The sequence below is a fragment of the Streptomyces sp. DSM 106670 genome, from assembly GCF_055792845.1.
On the sequence record NZ_CM147704.1, the window covers coordinates 1,637,278 to 1,654,514 of the forward strand.

Annotated in this window: 11 protein-coding genes; 7 read left to right on the forward strand and 4 right to left on the reverse strand. The window is 71.0% G+C overall.

Going from position 1 to position 17,237, the window contains the following annotated elements:
- The first annotated feature begins 46 nt into the window (after positions 1 to 46).
- Complete coding sequence (gene hrpB / locus ACSMXR_RS07155; protein ID WP_473171452.1) at positions 47 to 2,548, forward strand: ATP-dependent helicase HrpB; 2,502 nt, start codon at positions 47 to 49, stop codon at positions 2,546 to 2,548.
- Here the strand turns inward: hrpB and pgfA are convergent.
- From pgfA to ACSMXR_RS07170, 3 genes are all read right to left on the reverse strand, one after another.
- Entirely contained in the window at positions 2,535 to 3,500 is a 966-nt protein-coding gene (gene pgfA, locus ACSMXR_RS07160) for a cell envelope lipid trafficking protein PgfA (RefSeq protein ID WP_381907886.1), read from the reverse strand. The two genes, hrpB and pgfA, sit on opposite strands and share 14 nt — an antisense overlap.
- A 26-nt stretch (positions 3,501 to 3,526) precedes the next feature.
- Positions 3,527 to 3,664, reverse strand: coding sequence for an SPW_0924 family protein (locus tag ACSMXR_RS07165; protein ID WP_103537614.1), 138 nt, complete (start codon positions 3,662 to 3,664; stop codon positions 3,527 to 3,529).
- 155 nt (positions 3,665 to 3,819) lie between these two features.
- Positions 3,820 to 5,574 (reverse strand): lytic transglycosylase domain-containing protein, encoded by a 1,755-nt coding sequence (locus ACSMXR_RS07170; RefSeq protein ID WP_473171453.1) that lies wholly within the window; start codon positions 5,572 to 5,574, stop codon positions 3,820 to 3,822.
- Positions 5,575 to 5,762: 188 nt separating this feature from the next.
- Between ACSMXR_RS07170 and ACSMXR_RS07175 the strand changes: the two genes are divergently transcribed.
- Positions 5,763 to 6,641 (forward strand): DUF4184 family protein, encoded by an 879-nt coding sequence (locus tag ACSMXR_RS07175; protein ID WP_473171454.1) that lies wholly within the window; start codon positions 5,763 to 5,765, stop codon positions 6,639 to 6,641.
- Positions 6,642 to 6,764: 123 nt separating this feature from the next.
- Here the strand turns inward: ACSMXR_RS07175 and polA are convergent, their stop codons facing one another.
- On the reverse strand, positions 6,765 to 9,476 hold the full coding sequence (polA, locus tag ACSMXR_RS07180) for a DNA polymerase I (protein WP_137233788.1): 2,712 nt from the start codon (positions 9,474 to 9,476) through the stop codon (positions 6,765 to 6,767).
- A 133-nt stretch (positions 9,477 to 9,609) separates the two neighbouring features.
- Here polA and ACSMXR_RS07185 point away from each other — a divergent pair, with 133 nt between their 5' ends.
- From ACSMXR_RS07185 to ACSMXR_RS07205, 5 genes are all read left to right on the forward strand, one after another.
- Positions 9,610 to 11,904: an FdhF/YdeP family oxidoreductase gene (locus tag ACSMXR_RS07185; RefSeq protein WP_473171455.1), complete on the forward strand. Its 2,295-nt coding sequence runs from the start codon at positions 9,610 to 9,612 to the stop codon at positions 11,902 to 11,904.
- Between the two features lie 89 nt (positions 11,905 to 11,993).
- Positions 11,994 to 12,464: a PaaI family thioesterase gene (locus ACSMXR_RS07190; protein WP_137233786.1), complete on the forward strand. Its 471-nt coding sequence runs from the start codon at positions 11,994 to 11,996 to the stop codon at positions 12,462 to 12,464.
- Positions 12,465 to 13,176: 712 nt separating this feature from the next.
- A complete protein-coding gene (locus ACSMXR_RS07195; RefSeq protein ID WP_376188065.1) occupies positions 13,177 to 14,412 on the forward strand; it encodes a branched-chain amino acid ABC transporter substrate-binding protein in 1,236 nt (411 codons plus the stop codon).
- Between the two features lie 102 nt (positions 14,413 to 14,514).
- Positions 14,515 to 15,447, forward strand: coding sequence for a branched-chain amino acid ABC transporter permease (locus ACSMXR_RS07200; RefSeq protein ID WP_098026991.1), 933 nt, complete (start codon positions 14,515 to 14,517; stop codon positions 15,445 to 15,447).
- 5 nt (positions 15,448 to 15,452) lie between these two features.
- Positions 15,453 to 17,237, forward strand: coding sequence for a branched-chain amino acid ABC transporter permease (locus ACSMXR_RS07205; protein WP_473171456.1), 1,785 nt, complete (start codon positions 15,453 to 15,455; stop codon positions 17,235 to 17,237).

The window sequence follows — 17,237 nt, forward strand, 5'->3', positions numbered from 1 at the left end:
CGGGACCGACCGTCCGTACCCGATGCGCCCGTACGACACTGGGGGCGTGATCCGTACCGAAGCCCTGGACCGCCTCCCCGTCCGCACCGCCGTGCCTGCCCTGGAGCGTGCGCTCGACGACCGGGGCGTCGCCGTCCTGTGCGCCCCGCCCGGCACCGGCAAGACGACGCTGGTGCCGTTGGTGCTGGCCGGGCTGACCGGCCCGGGCCCGGTGCGCCGGGTCGTGGTCGCCGAGCCGCGCCGAATCGCCGCGCGGGCGGCGGCGCGGCGGATGGCCTGGCTGCTGGGCGAGCGGCCGGGCGAGCGGGTCGGGTTCACGGTGCGCGGCGAGCGTGTGGTGGGCCCGGGGACCGTGGTGGAGGTGGTGACCACGGGGGTGCTGCTCCAGCGGCTCCAGCGGGACCAGGAGCTGGCCGGGGTGGACGCGGTGATCATCGACGAGTGCCACGAGCGGCATCTGGACGCGGACACGGTGGCCGCGTTCCTCCTGGACGTACGGGAGGCGATCCGGCCCGATCTGCGGCTGGTGGCGGCGTCCGCGACGACGGACGCGGAGGGGTGGGCGCGGCTGCTGGGCGATGCCCCGGTGGTCGAGGCCGAGGGCGTCTCGTATCCGGTGGAAGTGGTCTGGGCGCCGCCCGCGCGGCCGGTGAAGCCGCCGCACGGGATGAGGGTCGATCCGGCGCTGCTGACGCATGTGGCGGCGACCGTGCGGCGGGCGCTGGCGGAGCGGGAGGGCGATGTGCTCTGTTTCCTGCCCGGGGTCGGCGAGATCGCGCGGGTGGCCGGGCAGCTCGCCGGGGTGGACGCGGAGGTGCTGCAGGTGCACGGGCGGGCTCCGGCCGCCGTGCAGGACGCGGTGCTGGCCGGTTCTTCCGAGGGGCGGCGGGTGGTGCTGGCGACCTCGGTGGCGGAGTCGTCCCTGACGGTGCCGGGTGTGCGGACCGTCGTCGACTCGGGTCTCGCGCGCGATCCCCGTACCGACCATGCCCGGGGCCTGAGCGCCCTGACGACCGTACGGGCCTCCCAGGCGGCCGGCCGGCAGCGTGCCGGGCGGGCGGGGCGGGAGGCTCCGGGGGCGGTGTACCGGTGCTGGGACCTGGCCGAGGACGGGCGGCTCGCGCGCTTCCCGTCGCCGGAGATCAAGGTCGCCGACCTCGCCGCGTTCGCGCTCCAGGCGGCGTGCTGGGGCGATCCGGGCGCTTCCTCGCTCGCGCTGCTGGACCCGCCGCCCGCCGGGGCGATGGGCGCGGCCCGTCAGGTGCTGGAGGCGATCGGCGCGGTGGACGGCGAGGGCCGGGTGACCGAGCGGGGCGTACGGATGTCCCGGCTCGGGCTGCACCCCCGGCTGGCGCGGGCCCTGCTGGACGGTGCGCGGGAGGTCGGGGCGCGGCGGGCCGCGGAGGTGGTGGCCCTGCTGAGCGAGGAGCCGCCGAGGGAGTACGGGGACGATCTGGCGGCGGCGCTGCGGATGGCCCGCCGGGGCCAGGACGGGTATGCGACGCGCTGGAAGCAGGAGGTGCGCCGGCTCTCGGCCCAGGTGAGCGGGGCGGGCACCGGCGAAGGCCGCACGGATGACGCCGTCGTGGGGCTCGTCGCCGCGCTGGCGTTTCCGGAGCGGGTGGCGCGGGCCCGGGGCGACGGGGCCTTCCTGATGGCGTCGGGCACGGGCGCGGAGCTGCGGGACGGGTCACGGCTGCGCAGCGCGCCCTGGCTGGCGGTGGCGGTCGCGGACCGGCCCTCCCACGCGGCCTCGGCGCGGGTCCGGCTGGCGGCGGTGGTCGACGAGTCCACCGCGCTGCTGGCCGCCGGGCATCTGCGGGTGCGGGGCGAGGAGGTCCGCTGGGTGGACGGCGAGGTGGTGGCCCGGTCGGTGGACCGGCTGGGGGCGGTGGAGCTGGCGGTACGGCCGCTGAAGCAGCCCGATCCGGAGCTGGTGCGCGGTGCCCTGGTGGAGGGGTTGCGGCGGGAGGGGCTCGGGTTGCTGCGGTGGACCCGGGACAGTGAGCAGCTGCGACTGCGGCTGGCGTTTCTGCACCGGGTGCTGGGGGCGCCGTGGCCGGACGTCTCGGACGAGGCGCTGCTCGCGGAGACCGGGGCGTGGCTGGAGCCGGAGCTGTCGCGGGCGCGGCGCCGCCCGGACCTGGGCCGGATCGACGCGGGCCAGGCGTTGCGGCGGCTGCTGCCGTGGGCGACCGGGGAGGGAGCCCGGCTGGACGAGCTGGCGCCGGAGCGGATCGAGGTGCCGAGCGGTTCGCGGATCCGGGTGGAGTACGGCGGTGAGCAGCCGGTGCTGGCGGTGAAGCTCCAGGAGCTGTTCGGGCTGGCCGAGACGCCGCAGGTGGCCGGGGTGCCGGTCCTGGTCCATCTGCTCTCCCCCGCCGGGCGGCCCGCGGCCGTGACGGCGGACCTGGCGTCGTTCTGGCGGGACGGCTACAAGGCCGTACGGGCGGAGCTGCGCGGCCGCTACCCGAAGCATCCGTGGCCGGAGGACCCCGCGACCGTACCGGCGACGCGGTTCACCTCGGCCCGGCTCAAGCGCTCGTAGGGCCCTGTGATGTGCGCGAGCGCGCCTCCAGCCACAGGGCGAGCGCGAACAGTCCGAGGCCGAGGCCGAGGAAGCCCCAGGGCAGGTACGAGGTGAGCAGGAGGACCAGGACGCGCTGGGACTTCACCAGGTCGACGGTGTCCACGATGTAGTCCTCGCGCATCTTCACATGGCCGGAGAACGCGGTGACGGTGTCCTCGGACATGCCCATCTTCTTGGCGTCGCGCAGCTCTTCCTCGTGGATCTCCTCGCCGTTGACGGGGGCTCCGGTGACCGGGTCGACCCAGAACATGCGCTTGGTGGTGTACCAGCGGGTCATGCCGGTCTGCGCGATCTGCTCGGCGGTGATGCCCGCGATGGGCATCTTCTTCGGCATCGGGACCTCGGTCCACGGGATGGTCTGCTCGAAGTAGTAGACCTCCAGGCCGCGGAAGGTGCGGGTGCCCTGGTAGTGGATGGGGGCGGTGGTGCGGCTCTGGGCGTCGAAGTACTCGTAGTCCCGTTTCTCGGTGAGGAAGGGCCACTTGAACTCGATGCCCTCGCGCCGGACGGGGTCGCCGTCGACCATCTCTCCGGTGGCGTTGACGGGGGCCTGGGTGTGGGCGTCGAAGATGTAGCGCTCGGGTATCTCGGAGACCATCTTGCCGTCGGGGCCCTGGATGTAGGAGAGCGCGTCCCAGACGACGACGTCGCGGCCGGCGCTGCGTTCGATCTTCTCGGACTCCTCGACGTTGCCCTTGAGCGTCTGGACGATGGTGACCTTGTCGACCTTCCTGGCCTTGAGGGTGGTGTAGTCGAGGAGGGTCGCGGGGGACGCCTCCAGAACGACTTCCTGGTACTGGCTCGGCGGGACCTTCGCCAGGCGCGGGAAGGCGTACCAGCGCAGCAGCGGTGACAGGGCGGCGAAGAACACGGCGAAGGCCAGGAGTACGAGACCGGCTCGGCGGCGCATGGTGGTGACCTCTCCCTCTGCGGCGGCTATCTCTTCGGGCCCGGGACGGTGGTCAGGAGGGGTTCGGGCGAGGTCTCCCCGGCCGGTGAGCCGACGGCGGAGAGGGTGAACACGAGCGCGAGGGCGGCGGCCAGTCCGATGGCGGCGGCGACGAGGGCACGCATGCTCGGCCTCCCGGGGCGGTGGTCCGACGACGGCGACCTGATGGGCCGTCAGGGCTGGGGCACCGTAGCAACCGGGGCGCGAGATGAGAACAGAGCGGACAGCCCCTCCACCGGGTGGTGGAGGGGCTGTGCGGCAGCGGTGCGGTGCGGCGGTCTCAGGCCTCGGGGGTTTCCGTCTTCCCCGGCGCCGGCTCCTGCGGGGCGGTCTCCTCGGGCGCGGTCTCCTCCGGGGCCTGGATGGTGAGCTCGATGACGACCGAGGCACCGCCCTCGGTGGTGAGGCGCAGTTTGAAGGTGCCCTCGGTGTCGTCGGCGAAGATCTCCGGGAGCCGGAGCACACCGTCGGCGTCCGTCGTCAGGGTGCTGAGGGTGCGGACCGGCTTGCCGTCCGCGTCCTTGAAGTACGGGCCCTTGTCGTTCTCGATGAGCCCCAGCGGGTCCTTGACCATCGTGGCGGTGACGGCCACTCCGGCCGCGGCGGCGTCCTGGTAGGTGGCCTTGACGGTGACGGCGTATCCGAACTTCTCGCCGGGCGCGGCGACGAGTTCCTTGTCGTCGGTGCGGGCGATCGCGTCGGCCTGGCGGGCGGTGACGGTCGCCGCGTAGGTCAGGGTGCGCGGCCTGCTCTCGCCGGCGACGGCGGTGACCGTGAACTCCCCGGCCTTCTCGCCTGCCTGGAGCGCCGGTGCGGTGGCGGTGCCGTCGGCCCCGGTCGTCACGGTGACGGTCTTCTTGCCGCCGGTGAAGAGCGTGCCGGTGTTCCCGGTGACGGTGAAGGTGACGGGGACCTTGGCGAGCGGGGCGCCGAGGGCGTTGCGGGCGCGGACGGAGACCCGCTCGTCGAACTCCTGGCCCGCGGTGGCGCGCAGCGGTCCGGTGCCCGCGTTCTCCAGGGAGCCGAAGGTCTCGGCCGGCGGCGTCGGCTTGGGGGTGGGCGGCTTCGGCGTCGGGCTGGTGGAGCCGCCGCCGGGCTTCGAGGGGCCGGGGCTCGGCTTTCCGCCCGGCTTGCCCGGGGAGGGCTTCGGGCTCGGGGTGGCGCTGGGGCCGGTGCTCGGGCCCGGGTTCGGGGAGGGGGTGCTCGGGGTGGTGGGCAGCGTTCCGGTGCCGTCGGGGATCTCGTGCGTACCGCGCTGGTAGTACGAGAACCAGGAGCGGACGGTCCGCAGATACTCCGTGGAGCGGTTGTAGCTCAGCACCGCCTTGTCGAGGTCGGCGGCGATGGCCAGATCGCGGTCGTTGGCGCAGAGGTAGCGGCCGGCGGCGAGCGCCGCGTCGTAGATGTTGTTGGGGTCCTTGCGGCCGTCGCCGTTGGCGTCCTGGCCCCAGGAGGCCCAGGTCGAGGGGATGAACTGCATCGGGCCGACCGCGCGGTCGTGGACCGCGTCGCCGTCGTACGCCCCGCCGTCGGTGTCCTTGATCAGCGCGAAGCCCTGGCCGTTGAGGGCCGGGCCGAGGATCGGGGAGGTGGTCGTGCCGTCGGCGTCGACCCGTCCGCCACGGGCCTGGCCGGACTCGACCTTGCCGATCGCCGCGAGGAGTTGCCAGGGCAGCCGGCAGTTCGGGTCGGTGGTCGCGACGGTCCGCTCGGCCTGCTTGTACGCGGCCAGGATCGAGGCCGGAATGCCCGCTTCCGCGCTGCCGGTGGCCGGGAGATTACTGGAGGATCCGGGCTTGTCGGGCGTGACCAAGGGCGGAAGGTCCGTGTAATAGGGCGAGTTGCCGGTCGCGGCGCCGTCGTTGTCGGCGCTCGCGGTGTCCTCGCCCGCCGCCTTGGGGTCACCGCTGCCCGCGGATCCGTCGGCCAGGGTCGCCGCGGGCGCCTGCGAGGCCGCGAGTGCCGCCACGGCGGCCGCCGCCACCGCGGTGGTCGTGGCCCCCTTGCGCAGACGTCGGCGAATGTGCGCTGCCATACGTTCCGGTCCCTCCCCCTCGAAGGCTGCTCGCGCTCCCCAGCGCGAGGACTCCAGCGACCCTACGGCAACTCGTGTCGCCCGGACACCGAGCCCTGACCGCTTCTTACGGTTTTCTCACGTTCTCATTCGCACGTTGTCCGGTCGGCCACGGAAGGGTGCCCTGACGGTCCCGCATACTTGCCGCCATGCCGTTCACGCTCAGTCATGCCGCCGCCGTGCTCCCGGCGATCCGCCGGAACGGGACGGCCCGGTGGCCGCTGTTCCCCTCGGCTCTCGTCGCCGGTTCGTTCGCGCCCGACATCACCTACTTCGCGGACACGGTGGTTCCCGGGGCGATGGAGTTCGGTTCGTTCACCCACACCTTCCTCGGGGTGGTCACGGTGAACGTGGCCATCGCCGCGGTGCTGGTGGCGGTGTGGGCGCTGCTGCGGGAGCCGCTGGTGGCGCTGTTGCCGGTACGGGTACGGGGCCGGGTGCACGCCTTCGTCCGGGGGCAGCGGTGGACGCGCGCCTCCTTCGGGCCGTCCGGCTGGCTGTGGTTCGCCGTCTCCGGCGCGCTGGGGGCGGCCACCCATGTGGTGTGGGACGCGTTCACCCACCACAGCCGGTGGGGGACGGAGCTGGTGCCGGTGCTCAGCCGCAGCGTCGGCGGCCACCCGGTGTTCCAGATCGTCCAGTACGGGAGTTCGGCCCTGGCCCTCGTGGTCATCGGCTGGTTCGCCGCCACCGGGCTGCGCCGCACCGCACCGGCCCCCGCGCCCGCCGAGGTGCCGGTGCTCGGCCGCCGGGAACGGTGGGGTGCGCTCGGGCTGCTGACTCTGTGCGTGCTGGCCGGCGTGGTGCACCGGTGCGTCCGCTGGTACGCCCACTTCGGCCGGGTCGATACCCCGCTCGACATCATCCCGACGGCCTGTTTCGGCGCGGGTGCCGGGCTGGCGGCCGGGTTGCTGCTGTACGGGGTGTGGATGCGGCTGCGGCTGCGCCGGGGAGCGCGGGGTCCGGGCCGGGCCGGGTCCGTACCGGAGGAGTCCCGTACCGGAGAGCCGGCCGGGCGGGTGCGGTAGCGGCAAGGAGCGGGCGGCGAGGAACAAGCGACGAGCGGCTTGAGGGGCGGCGCGTAAAAAGAGGTGGGCCCGGAACCGGGGCACGGTTCCGGGCCCACCCCGTGACGCGGGGGTGCCGGTGGCTCAGTGCGCGGCGGACTCCCAGTCCTTGCCGACGCCGACCGAGACGTCCAGCGGGGCGCGCAGCTCGACGGCGTTCGCCATCTCGTGGCGCAGGATCTCCTCGACCTGCTTCCGCTCGCCCTCGGCGATCTCCAGGACGATTTCGTCGTGGACCTGGAGCAGCATCCGCGAGGTCAGCTTCGCCTCGGTCAGCGCCTTGTCCACCCGCAGCATCGCCACCTTCACGATGTCCGCGGCGGTGCCCTGGATCGGGGCGTTGAGCGCCATCCGCTCGGCGGCCTCGCGGCGCTGGCGGTTGTCGCTGTTGAGGTCGGGGAGATAGCGGCGGCGGCCGAGGATCGTCTCCGTGTAGCCGGTGGCCCTGGCCTCCTCCACGACCCGGTGGAGGTAGTCCCGTACCCCGCCGAACCGCTCGAAGTAGGTGTCCATCAGCACCCGGGCCTCGGCGGGGTCGATGTTCAGCTGCTGGGAGAGGCCGAAGGCGGAGAGACCGTAGGCCAGGCCGTAGGACATGGCCTTGATCTTGCGGCGCATCTCCGCGTCGACCGCGTCCTTCCCGACGCCGAAGACCTGCGAGGCGACCGTGGTGTGCAGGTCCTCGCCGGAGGTGAACGCCTCGATGAGCCCGGCGTCCTCGGAGAGGTGCGCCATGACCCGCAGTTCGATCTGGCTGTAGTCCGCCGTCATCAGCGTCTCGAAGCCCTCACCGACGACGAACCCGCGGCGGATCGCCCGGCCCTCGTCGGTGCGGACCGGGATGTTCTGCAGGTTGGGGTCGGTGGAGGAGAGCCGGCCGGTCGCCGCGACCGTCTGGTTGAACGTGGTGTGGATGCGGCCGTCGGCGGCGATCGTCTTGATCAGGCCCTCGACGGTGACCCGCAGCTTGGCCTGTTCGCGGTGGCGCAGCATCAGGACCGGCAGCTCGTGCTCGGTCTGCGCGGCCAGCCAGGCCAGCGCGTCCGCGTCCGTGGTGTATCCCGTCTTGGTCTTCTTCGTCTTCGGCAGGCCCAGCTCGCCGAAGAGGATCTCCTGGAGCTGCTTGGGCGAACCGAGGTTGAACTCGCGGCCCACCGCGGCGTGCGCCTCCTTCACCGCCTGCTGCACGGTCCCGGCGAACTGCTGCTCCATGCCTTCGAGATGGGCCCGGTCCGCGGCGATCCCGTGCCGCTCCAGGCGGGCCAGCAGGATCGAGGTGGGCAGCTCCATGTCGTGCAGCAGCTCCGCCGCGCCCACCTCCTTGAGGCGGGTGGTGAACGCGTCGCCCAGGTCGAGCACGGCGCGGGCCTGCGCCATCAGGGCGTCCTGCTCGGCCCGGTCGTCCGCGCCGAAGGCCAGCTGTCCGTCGGATGCGGCGGCCGGGGCCAGCTCGCGGCCCAGATACTCCACGGCCAGCGCGTCCAGGGCGAACGAGCGGCGGCCCGGCTTCACCAGATACGCGGCGAGCGCGGTGTCCATGGTGACGCCTTCGAGCCGCCAGCCGTGCTCGGGCAGCACCCGCATCACGTTCTTCGCGTTGTGCAGGACCTTGGGGCGGGCCGGGTCGGACACCCAGGCGGCGAACGCCTGCTCGTCGGCCTCCTCCAGCTGCGTCGGGTCCAGCCAGGCGGCGGCCCCGTCGGCGGCGGCGAGCGCGATCTCGGTGACCGTGCCGGCCCCCAGCGACCAGGTGTCCACCGTCATCACGCCGAGCGGCTGCGCGCCGTGCTCCGCCAGCCACGGGGCGACCTCGCCGGAGCCGAGCACCGCCCCGTCCAGCTCGATCCCGGCGGCGGGCGCGGGCGGCTCGGCCTCCGCCGCACCCGGGTCGACGGCCAGCAGCCGCTCGCGCAGGCTCGGGTTACGGATCTCCAGTATGTCCAGGACGCCGGTGACCGCCGTGCGGTCGTACGGAGCGCGCTCCAGCTCGGCCGGGGTCTTCGGCAGCTCCACGTCCCGGACCATCTCGGTCAGCACGCGGTTCATCTTCACCGCGTCCAGGTGGTCGCGGAAATTCTGCCCGGCCTTGCCCTTGACCTCCTCGGCCCGCTCGACCAGCTCGGCGAAGGAACCGAACTGGTTGATCCACTTCGCGGCCGTCTTCTCACCGACCCCGGGGATGCCCGGGAGGTTGTCCGACGGGTCGCCGCGCAGGGCGGCGAAGTCCGGATACTGCTGCGGGGTGAGTCCGTACTTCTCGACGACCTTCTCCGGGGTGAACCGGGTCAGCTCGGAGACCCCCTTGGTGGGGTAGAGCACGGTCACGTTGTCCGTGATCAGCTGGAAGGAGTCCCGGTCGCCGGTGACGATCAGGACCTCGAACCCGGCCGCCTCGGCCTGGGTCGCCAGCGTCGCGATGACGTCGTCCGCCTCGAACCCGTCCACCGCGAACCGGTCCGCGTGCATCGCGTCCAGCAGCTCGCCGATCAGCTCGACCTGCCCCTTGAACTCGTCGGGGGTCTTGGAGCGGTTCGCCTTGTACTCCGGGAACTCCTGGGCACGCCAGGTCTTGCGGGACACGTCGAACGCGACCGCGAAGTGCGTGGGCGCCTCATCACGCAGGGTGTTCGCCAGCATCGACATGAAGCCGTACACGGCGTTCGTCGGCTGCCCCACCGCCGTCGTGAAATTCTCCGCGGGCAGGGCGAAGAACGCCCGGTACGCCAGGGAGTGCCCGTCCATGAGGAGCAGGCGCGGTCGGTTGTCTGCCGTCTTCTTCGATGCCGTCTCAGCCACGCCCCCGATCCTGCCACGGACCACTGACAATCCGGACCGGCACGACTTCCGCGGGGCCGTGACAGGATCGATGGTGAGGACATGAACATGAGTACGCCGTCACGTGGAAGAGCGCTCGAAGGGGAGCAGCATCATGGCCACCAAGCCGCCGACCGGTGACCCGGTCCAGGACGCCCCGCAGGTCGAGTCGGCCCAGCACGCCGCCGCCGGACTGCCTGCCGTCGCCCACTCCCTGCGCATCGCCCAGCAGCAGATGGGCGTGCGCCGCACCGCGCAGACCCTCCTCAAGGTCAACCAGAAGAACGGGTTCGACTGCCCCGGCTGCGCCTGGCCCGAAGGCGACAAGCGGCACACCGCCGAATTCTGCGAGAACGGCGCGAAGGCCGTCGCGGAGGAGGCGACGCTGCGCCGCGTCACCCCCGAATTCTTCGCCGCCCACCCGCTCGACGACCTCGCCGGGCGCAGCGGCTACTGGCTCGGCCAGCAGGGCAGGATCACTCACCCGGTGTACCTCCCGGAGGGCGCCGACCGGTACGAGGCCATCACCTGGGACCGGGCGTTCGCGATCATCGCCGAGGAGCTGACCGCGCTCGGCTCCCCCGACGAGGCCCTCTTCTACACCTCGGGCCGCACCAGCAACGAGGCCGCGTTCCTGCTCCAGCTCTTCGCCCGCGAGTTCGGCACCAACAATCTGCCGGACTGCTCCAACATGTGCCACGAGTCGTCCGGCTCGGCGCTCAACGAGACCATCGGCATCGGCAAGGGCAGCGTCTCGCTGGAGGACATCCACCAGGCCGACCTGATCATCGTCGCCGGCCAGAATCCCGGCACCAACCACCCCCGGATGCTCTCCGCCCTGGAGAAGGCCAAGAAATCCGGGGCGAAGATCATCTCGGTGAACCCGTTGCCCGAGGCCGGCATGGAGCGGTTCAAGAACCCCCAGACCCCGCAGGGCATGATCAAGGGCACTCCGCTCAACGATCTCTTCCTGCAGATCCGCATCGGCGGCGACCAGGCGCTCTTCCGCCTCCTCAACAAGCTGATCCTGGCCACCGAGGGCGGCGTCGACTCCGCGTTCGTCGCCGAACACACCCATGGTTACGAGGAGTTCGCGAAGGCCGCCGAAGCGGCCGACTGGGACGAGACGCTGAGGGCCACCGGCCTCACCCGCGCCGAGATCGAGCAGGCCCTCGCCCTGGTCCTCGCATCGGAGCGCACCATCGTCTGCTGGGCGATGGGCCTCACCCAGCACAAGCACTCCGTGCCCACCATCCGCGAAGTGGTCAACTTCCTTCTGCTGCGCGGAAACATCGGCCGCCCCGGCGCCGGGGTCTGCCCGGTGCGCGGCCACTCCAACGTCCAGGGCGACCGCACGATGGGCATCTTCGAGCGGCCCGCACCGGCCTTCCTCGACGCCCTCGACAAGGAGTTCGGCATCACCTCGCCCCGCCACCACGGGTACGACGTGGTGCGCTCCATCCAGGCGCTCCGCGACGGCGAGGCGAAGGTCTTCTTCGCCATGGGCGGCAACTTCGTCGCGGCCACCCCCGACACCGCCGTCACCGAGGCCGCGATGCGCCGCGCCCGCCTCACCGTCCACGTCTCGACCAAGCTCAATCGCTCGCACGCCGTCACCGGGACCCGTGCCCTGATCCTCCCGACGCTGGGCCGCACCGACAAGGACGTCCAGGCGGGCGGCAAGCAGTTCGTCACCGTCGAGGACTCCATGGGCATGGTCCACGCATCGCGGGGCAACCTCACCCCCGCGAGCCCCCATCTGCTCTCGGAGCCGGCCATCGTCGCCCGCCTCGCCCGCGCGGTCCTCGGCGCCCGCTCCCGTACCGACTGGGAAGCCTTCGAGCAGGACTACGCCACCATCCGCGACCGCATCTCCCGCGTCGTCGCCGGCTTCGAGGACTTCAACAGCCGCATCGCCGCCCACCCCGGCGGCTTCGCCCTTCCGCACGCCCCGCGCGACGAACGCCGCTTCCCCACCGCCACCGGCCGCGCCAACTTCACCGCCGCCCCCGTCGAGTACCCCGAACTCCCCGACGGCAGGCTCCTGTTGCAGACCCTGCGCTCCCACGACCAGTACAACACCACCATCTACGGCCTCGACGACCGCTACCGGGGCATCAAGGGCGGCCGCCGCATCGTCATGGTCAACCCCGAGGACGCCGCCGCCCTCGGCCTCGCCGACGGCGCGTACACCGACCTCGTCAGCGAGTGGAAGGACGGCGCCGAGCGCCGCGCGGAGGGCTTCCGCATCGTCCACTACCCCACCGCCCGGGGCTGCGCCGCCGCGTACTACCCCGAGACCAACGTCCTGGTCCCCCTGGACTCCACGGCCGACACCAGCAACACCCCGGCCAGCAAGTCGGTCGTCATCCGCTTCGAGGAGCCCCGGAGCACCCCCGGCGACGACTGAAAACCGCTACTCCCTAAGCGTCCGCTCAGCCGTCTGATAAGAACAGTGCAGACACCAACGAACCAGCGCAGCCGAACGGAGCCGGACCCATGGGCGAGCACACCGCACCCCTCTTCCCGCAGGAAGTCATCGACGAGTACGCGGCACTCGGCGTCGACCTGCCCGCCCTCTTCTCCGCCGGCCACCTCGGCGAGCGCATGGGCGTCACCATCGTCGAAGCCTCCGCCGACCGCGTCGTCGGCACCATGCCCGTCGAAGGCAACACCCAGCCCTACGGCCTCCTGCACGGAGGCGCCTCCGCCGTCCTCGCCGAGACCCTCGGATCCATCGGCTCCATGCTCCACGGCGGAGCCGCCAAGCTCGCCGTCGGCGTCGACCTCAACTGCACCCACCACCGGGGCGTCCGCAACGGCCTCGTCACCGGCGTCGCCACCCCCGTGCACCGGGGCCGCTCCACCGCCACGTACGAGATCGTCATCACCGACGAGCAGGACAAGCGGGTCTGCACCGCACGCCTCACCTGCCTGCTCCGCGACGTCCCCAAGCCCGAAGCGGGCTGAACCGCCGCAGCACACGAAACGGCCTGCCGACCGACGTCGGCAGGCCGTTCGTCGTACCGGCAGCGATTCCGCCACGCACGCCACCGACTCCGCCCTCAACCGACCACCCTCCGCGACCGCACCGCGACTCCGGCACACCCCCCACCACGACCACACCGCATTCCGGACCGCGCATTCCCATATCCGAAGCGCGTAGGGGAAGTTGATGGAAACCCACGGTCAACACCCTTGACGGCCGCCCCCGTTCCATGACCTGCTTCAACAGCGGCACCGACCCGGCAAGGCAACACACATATCCCACACATGTAACACTGAGTAATGTTTGTGCGGTACACGAAAAAACCCGCGCCCCCACCTCCGCACCCCCGGCCGGCCTCCCCCGCCGCCCTCGCGCCCCGACCCGCGCGACAGCACCAAGATCGCCTCAAGCCCCTTAGCAGAGCTGCGCGTTCTCACTATGTGGGCACTGCGCAGTCCAGGCGAAACCCGCACATCCCCTCACAGGAACCTCAAGCCTTGCTCAAGGGCATAACAAGAGAGTCACATCCGCAGCCGACCCATCCCGATGGCCCCCGGCTGCGCTTAGAGTCACGGCCAGTCACCGCGCCGCCGGGCGCGTCTGCTGCACGGCCCTGTACCAACCCAGTACGGCCCGGCGATGATCACGGCACCTCATGCCCGAGGAGCGCCGCGCCAGGGAAAGGACCCTCTCGTGCGACACCGTTCTTTGCTCATACTCACCGCAGTGCTCACCACCGGAGCACTGACGCTCACCGCCTGCGGGTCGCGCGACGAAGGCAGCAAGGACAGCGGAGACAGCGGTGGCAAGACCACCGTCGTCATCGGCGTGGACGCGCCCCTGACCGGCTCCCTCTCCGCGCTCGGCCAGGGCATCAAGAACTCCGTGGACCTCGCGGCCAAGACCGCGAACAAGAACAACGAGGTCCCCGGCATCGAGTTCAAGATCGAAGCCCTCGACGACCAGGCCGTCCCCGCCTCCGGACAGGCCAACGCCACCAAGCTCGTCGGCAACACCGATGTCCTCGGCGCCGTCGGCCCGCTGAACTCCGGCGTCGCCCAGTCCATGCAGGGCGTCTTCAACAAGGCAGACCTCGCCCAGGTCTCCCCCGCCAACACCAACCCCGCCCTCAGCCAGGGCGACAACTGGGCCAAGGGCGACATCAAGCGCCCCTTCAAGACCTACTTCCGCACCTGCGCCACCGACGTCGTCCAGGGCAAGTTCGCCGCCCAGTACCTCTTCAACGACGCCAAGAAGAAGAAGGTCTACGTCGTCGACGACAAGCAGACCTACGGCGCCGGCCTCGCCGCCATCTTCTCCGCGGAATTCAAGCGCCTCGGCGGCCAGGTCGTCGGCACCGACCACGTCACGGTCAAGGAGACCGACTTCTCCAGCACCGCCGACAAGGTCAAGAGCTCCGGCGCCGACTCCGTCTACTACGGCGGCCAGTACCCCGAGGGCGGCCTGCTCTCCGACCAGATCAAGAAGACCGGCGCCAAGATCCCCACCATGGGCGGCGACGGCATCTACGACCCCGCCTTCATCAGCGCCTCCGGCGAGGCCAACGACGGCGACTACGCCACCTCCATCGGCTACCCCGTCGAGGCCCTCCCGACCGCCAAGAAGTTCATCGAGGACTACAAGGCCGCCGGCTACAAGGACCCGTACGCGGCCTACGGCGGCTACTCCTACGACGCCGGATGGGCCATCATCCAGGCCGTCAAGACCGTCGTCGCCGACAACGACGGCAAGCTCCCCGACGACGCCCGCGCCAAGGTCGTCGAGGCCATGTCCAAGGTCTCCTTCGACGGTGTGACCGGCAAGGTCTCCTTCGACGAGAACGGCGACACCACCAACAAGCAGCTCACCGTCTACGAGGTCCAGAAGGGCGCCTGGAAGGACGTCAAGAGCGCCACGTTCGAAGACTGATCCCCCCAGCACAGCCCCGCCCCACCTGACCCCAGCCGCGCGAGGGCGCAAACAGCGCCCTCGCGCGGAGTCATATCCGACAAGCTCATCGGAGGCCCTGCGGTGCACGAACTGCCGCAACAGCTGGCCAACGGCCTTGCCCTCGGCGCCCTCTATGGCCTCATAGCCATCGGGTACACCATGGTGTACGGCATCGTCCAGCTCATCAACTTCGCCCACGGCGAGATCTTCATGATCGGGGGCTTCGGCGCCCTCACCACCTACATCATGCTCCCCAGCGGCACCACGCTCCTCGTGGCCATCCCGCTCATGATCATCGGTGGTGCCATCGCCTCCGTCGCCGTGGCCACCGCCGCGGAACGGTTCGCCTACCGGCCCCTGCGCGGCGCCCCCCGCCTCGCCCCGCTCATCACCGCGATCGGCCTCTCGATCGTGCTCCAGCAGCTCGTCTGGGGCTTCTACCCCGACGCCAAGAAGCCCCGCAGCTTCCCCGAATTCCAAGGCGAATCGTTCAAGCTGCTCGACAACCTCTACCTCCAGCGCGCCGACGCCTTCGTCCTCGTCCTCGCCCCGCTCTGCATGCTCGCCCTCGGCCTCTTCGTCGCCAAGAGCCGCAGCGGCCGCGCCATGCAGGCCACCGCCCAGGACCCCGACACGGCCAAGCTCATGGGCATCAACACCGACCGCATCATCGTGATGGCCTTCGCCATCGGCGCCGCCTTCGCAGCCGTCGCCTCGGTCGCCTACGGCCTCGACAAGGGCCAGATCAACTTCGAGATGGGCTTCGTCCTCGGACTCAAGGCCTTCACCGCCGCCGTCCTCGGCGGCATCGGCAACATCTACGGAGCCATGGTCGGCGGCGTCGTCCTCGGACTCGCCGAAGCCCTCTCCATCGCCTACATCGAAGAAATCCCCGGCATGCAGCAGCTCGGCGGCGGCGCCTGGGCCAACGTCTGGGCCTTCGTCCTCCTCATCGTCGTCCTCCTCGTCAGGCCACAAGGCCTACTCGGCGAGCGCGTCACGGATCGGGCGTGATACCGATGACCACCAAGACCAACCAGACCACGCCCGTCCTCGCCATCCCCGCAGCCCGCGCGATCACCGCAGCCGGAGCCGCACTCACCCTCGCCTCCACCTTCCTCGCCTGGACCTGGACCGCCGAATTCCCCGGCGACCTCACCGTCACCGGCTACCCCGGCGGCCTCCAGGTCCTCACCCTGGTCGGCGCAGCCATCACCCTGCTGTTCACCCTCTCCGGGTTCGGCATCAAGGGCCTCGGCTGGCTCACCCCCGGCGGCACCAACAGCCCCGTCCGACTCGCCGCCCTCGGCGTCCTCGGCACCATGGGCTTCACCTTCGCCGCCATCGCCATCGAACTCGGCGGCATCGTCAACCTGGAACCCGGAGCCTGGATCGGCCTCGTCGGCGCCATCATCACCGTCGCCGCCTCCCTCGGCCTCCCCCACGACCAGGACATCACCGACACCACCACCCCCACCCCCACCCCCCTCGAACGATTCCTCAACAGCCTCCGCGCCCCCGCGCCCGGACGCCCCAAGGAACTCCCCTCCTGGGCCGAGATCCTGATCATCGTCGCCGCCTTCGGCATCGGTCTCTACGTCGTCACCTACGGCATCGACACCGAATACCCCGAACTCTTCGTCGGCTACATGATCATCTCCGGCTTCGCGGTCACCGCGCTCTTCAAGGCCGGCCTCATGGCCCGCCTCTCCGCGCTCACCACCAAGTACCGCACCATCGCCGTCGCCGCCGCCTTCGTCGCGGCAGCCGCCTTCCCCTTCACCCAGACCACCGACCAGTTCACCCTCATCGCGGTCAACATCCTCATCTTCGCGACCGTCGCACTGGGCCTGAACATCGTCGTCGGCCTGGCCGGACTCCTCGACCTCGGATACGTCGCCTTCCTCGGCGTCGGCGCCTACACAGCCGCCCTCGTCTCCGGCACCACCGCATCCGCCTTCGGCGTCCAATTCCCCTTCTGGGCCTCCGTCCTCACCGGCGCCGCCGTCTCCCTCATCTTCGGCGTCGTCATCGGAGCACCCACCCTCCGCCTCCGCGGCGACTACCTCGCCATCGTCACCCTCGGCTTCGGCGAAATCTTCCGCATCGCCGTCGGCAACCTCGACGGCGTCTCCGGACCCCAGATCACCAACGGCCCCAACGGCGTACCGAACATCCCCGACCTCAACTTCTTCGGGTACAACTTCGGCGAATCCCACACCGTCCTGGGCTTCGAACTCGGCTCCTACGCCAACTACTACCTGCTCATGCTGCTCGCGATGATCCTCGTGGTCCTCGTCTTCAGCCGAGCCGGCAGCTCCCGCATCGGCCGCGCCTGGGTCGCCATCCGCGAGGACGAGACCGCCGCCACCGCCATGGGCATCAACGGCTTCCGCGTCAAGCTCATCGCCTTCGCCCTCGGCGCCACCCTCGCCGGCATCGCCGGCACCGTACAGGCCCACGTCCAGAGCACCGTCGTCCCCGAGATGTACGTCTTCGCCGGACCCGTGCCGCCCAACTCCGCCTTCCTCCTCGCCGCCGTCATCCTCGGCGGCATGGGAACCATCAGCGGACCCCTCATCGGCGCCACGCTCCTCTACATGATCCCGGCCAAGCTCCAGTTCCTCCAGGACTACCAGCTCCTCGGCTTCGGTCTCGCCCTCATCCTCCTCATGCGCTTCCGCCCGGAAGGCCTCATCGCCAACCGCCGCGCCAAGCTGGAGTACCACGAGACCGGACAGCTCGACGTACCGGACGAAACCCTGACCGGCACCACCTCCGGCACCACGAAGGCGGGGGCGTGA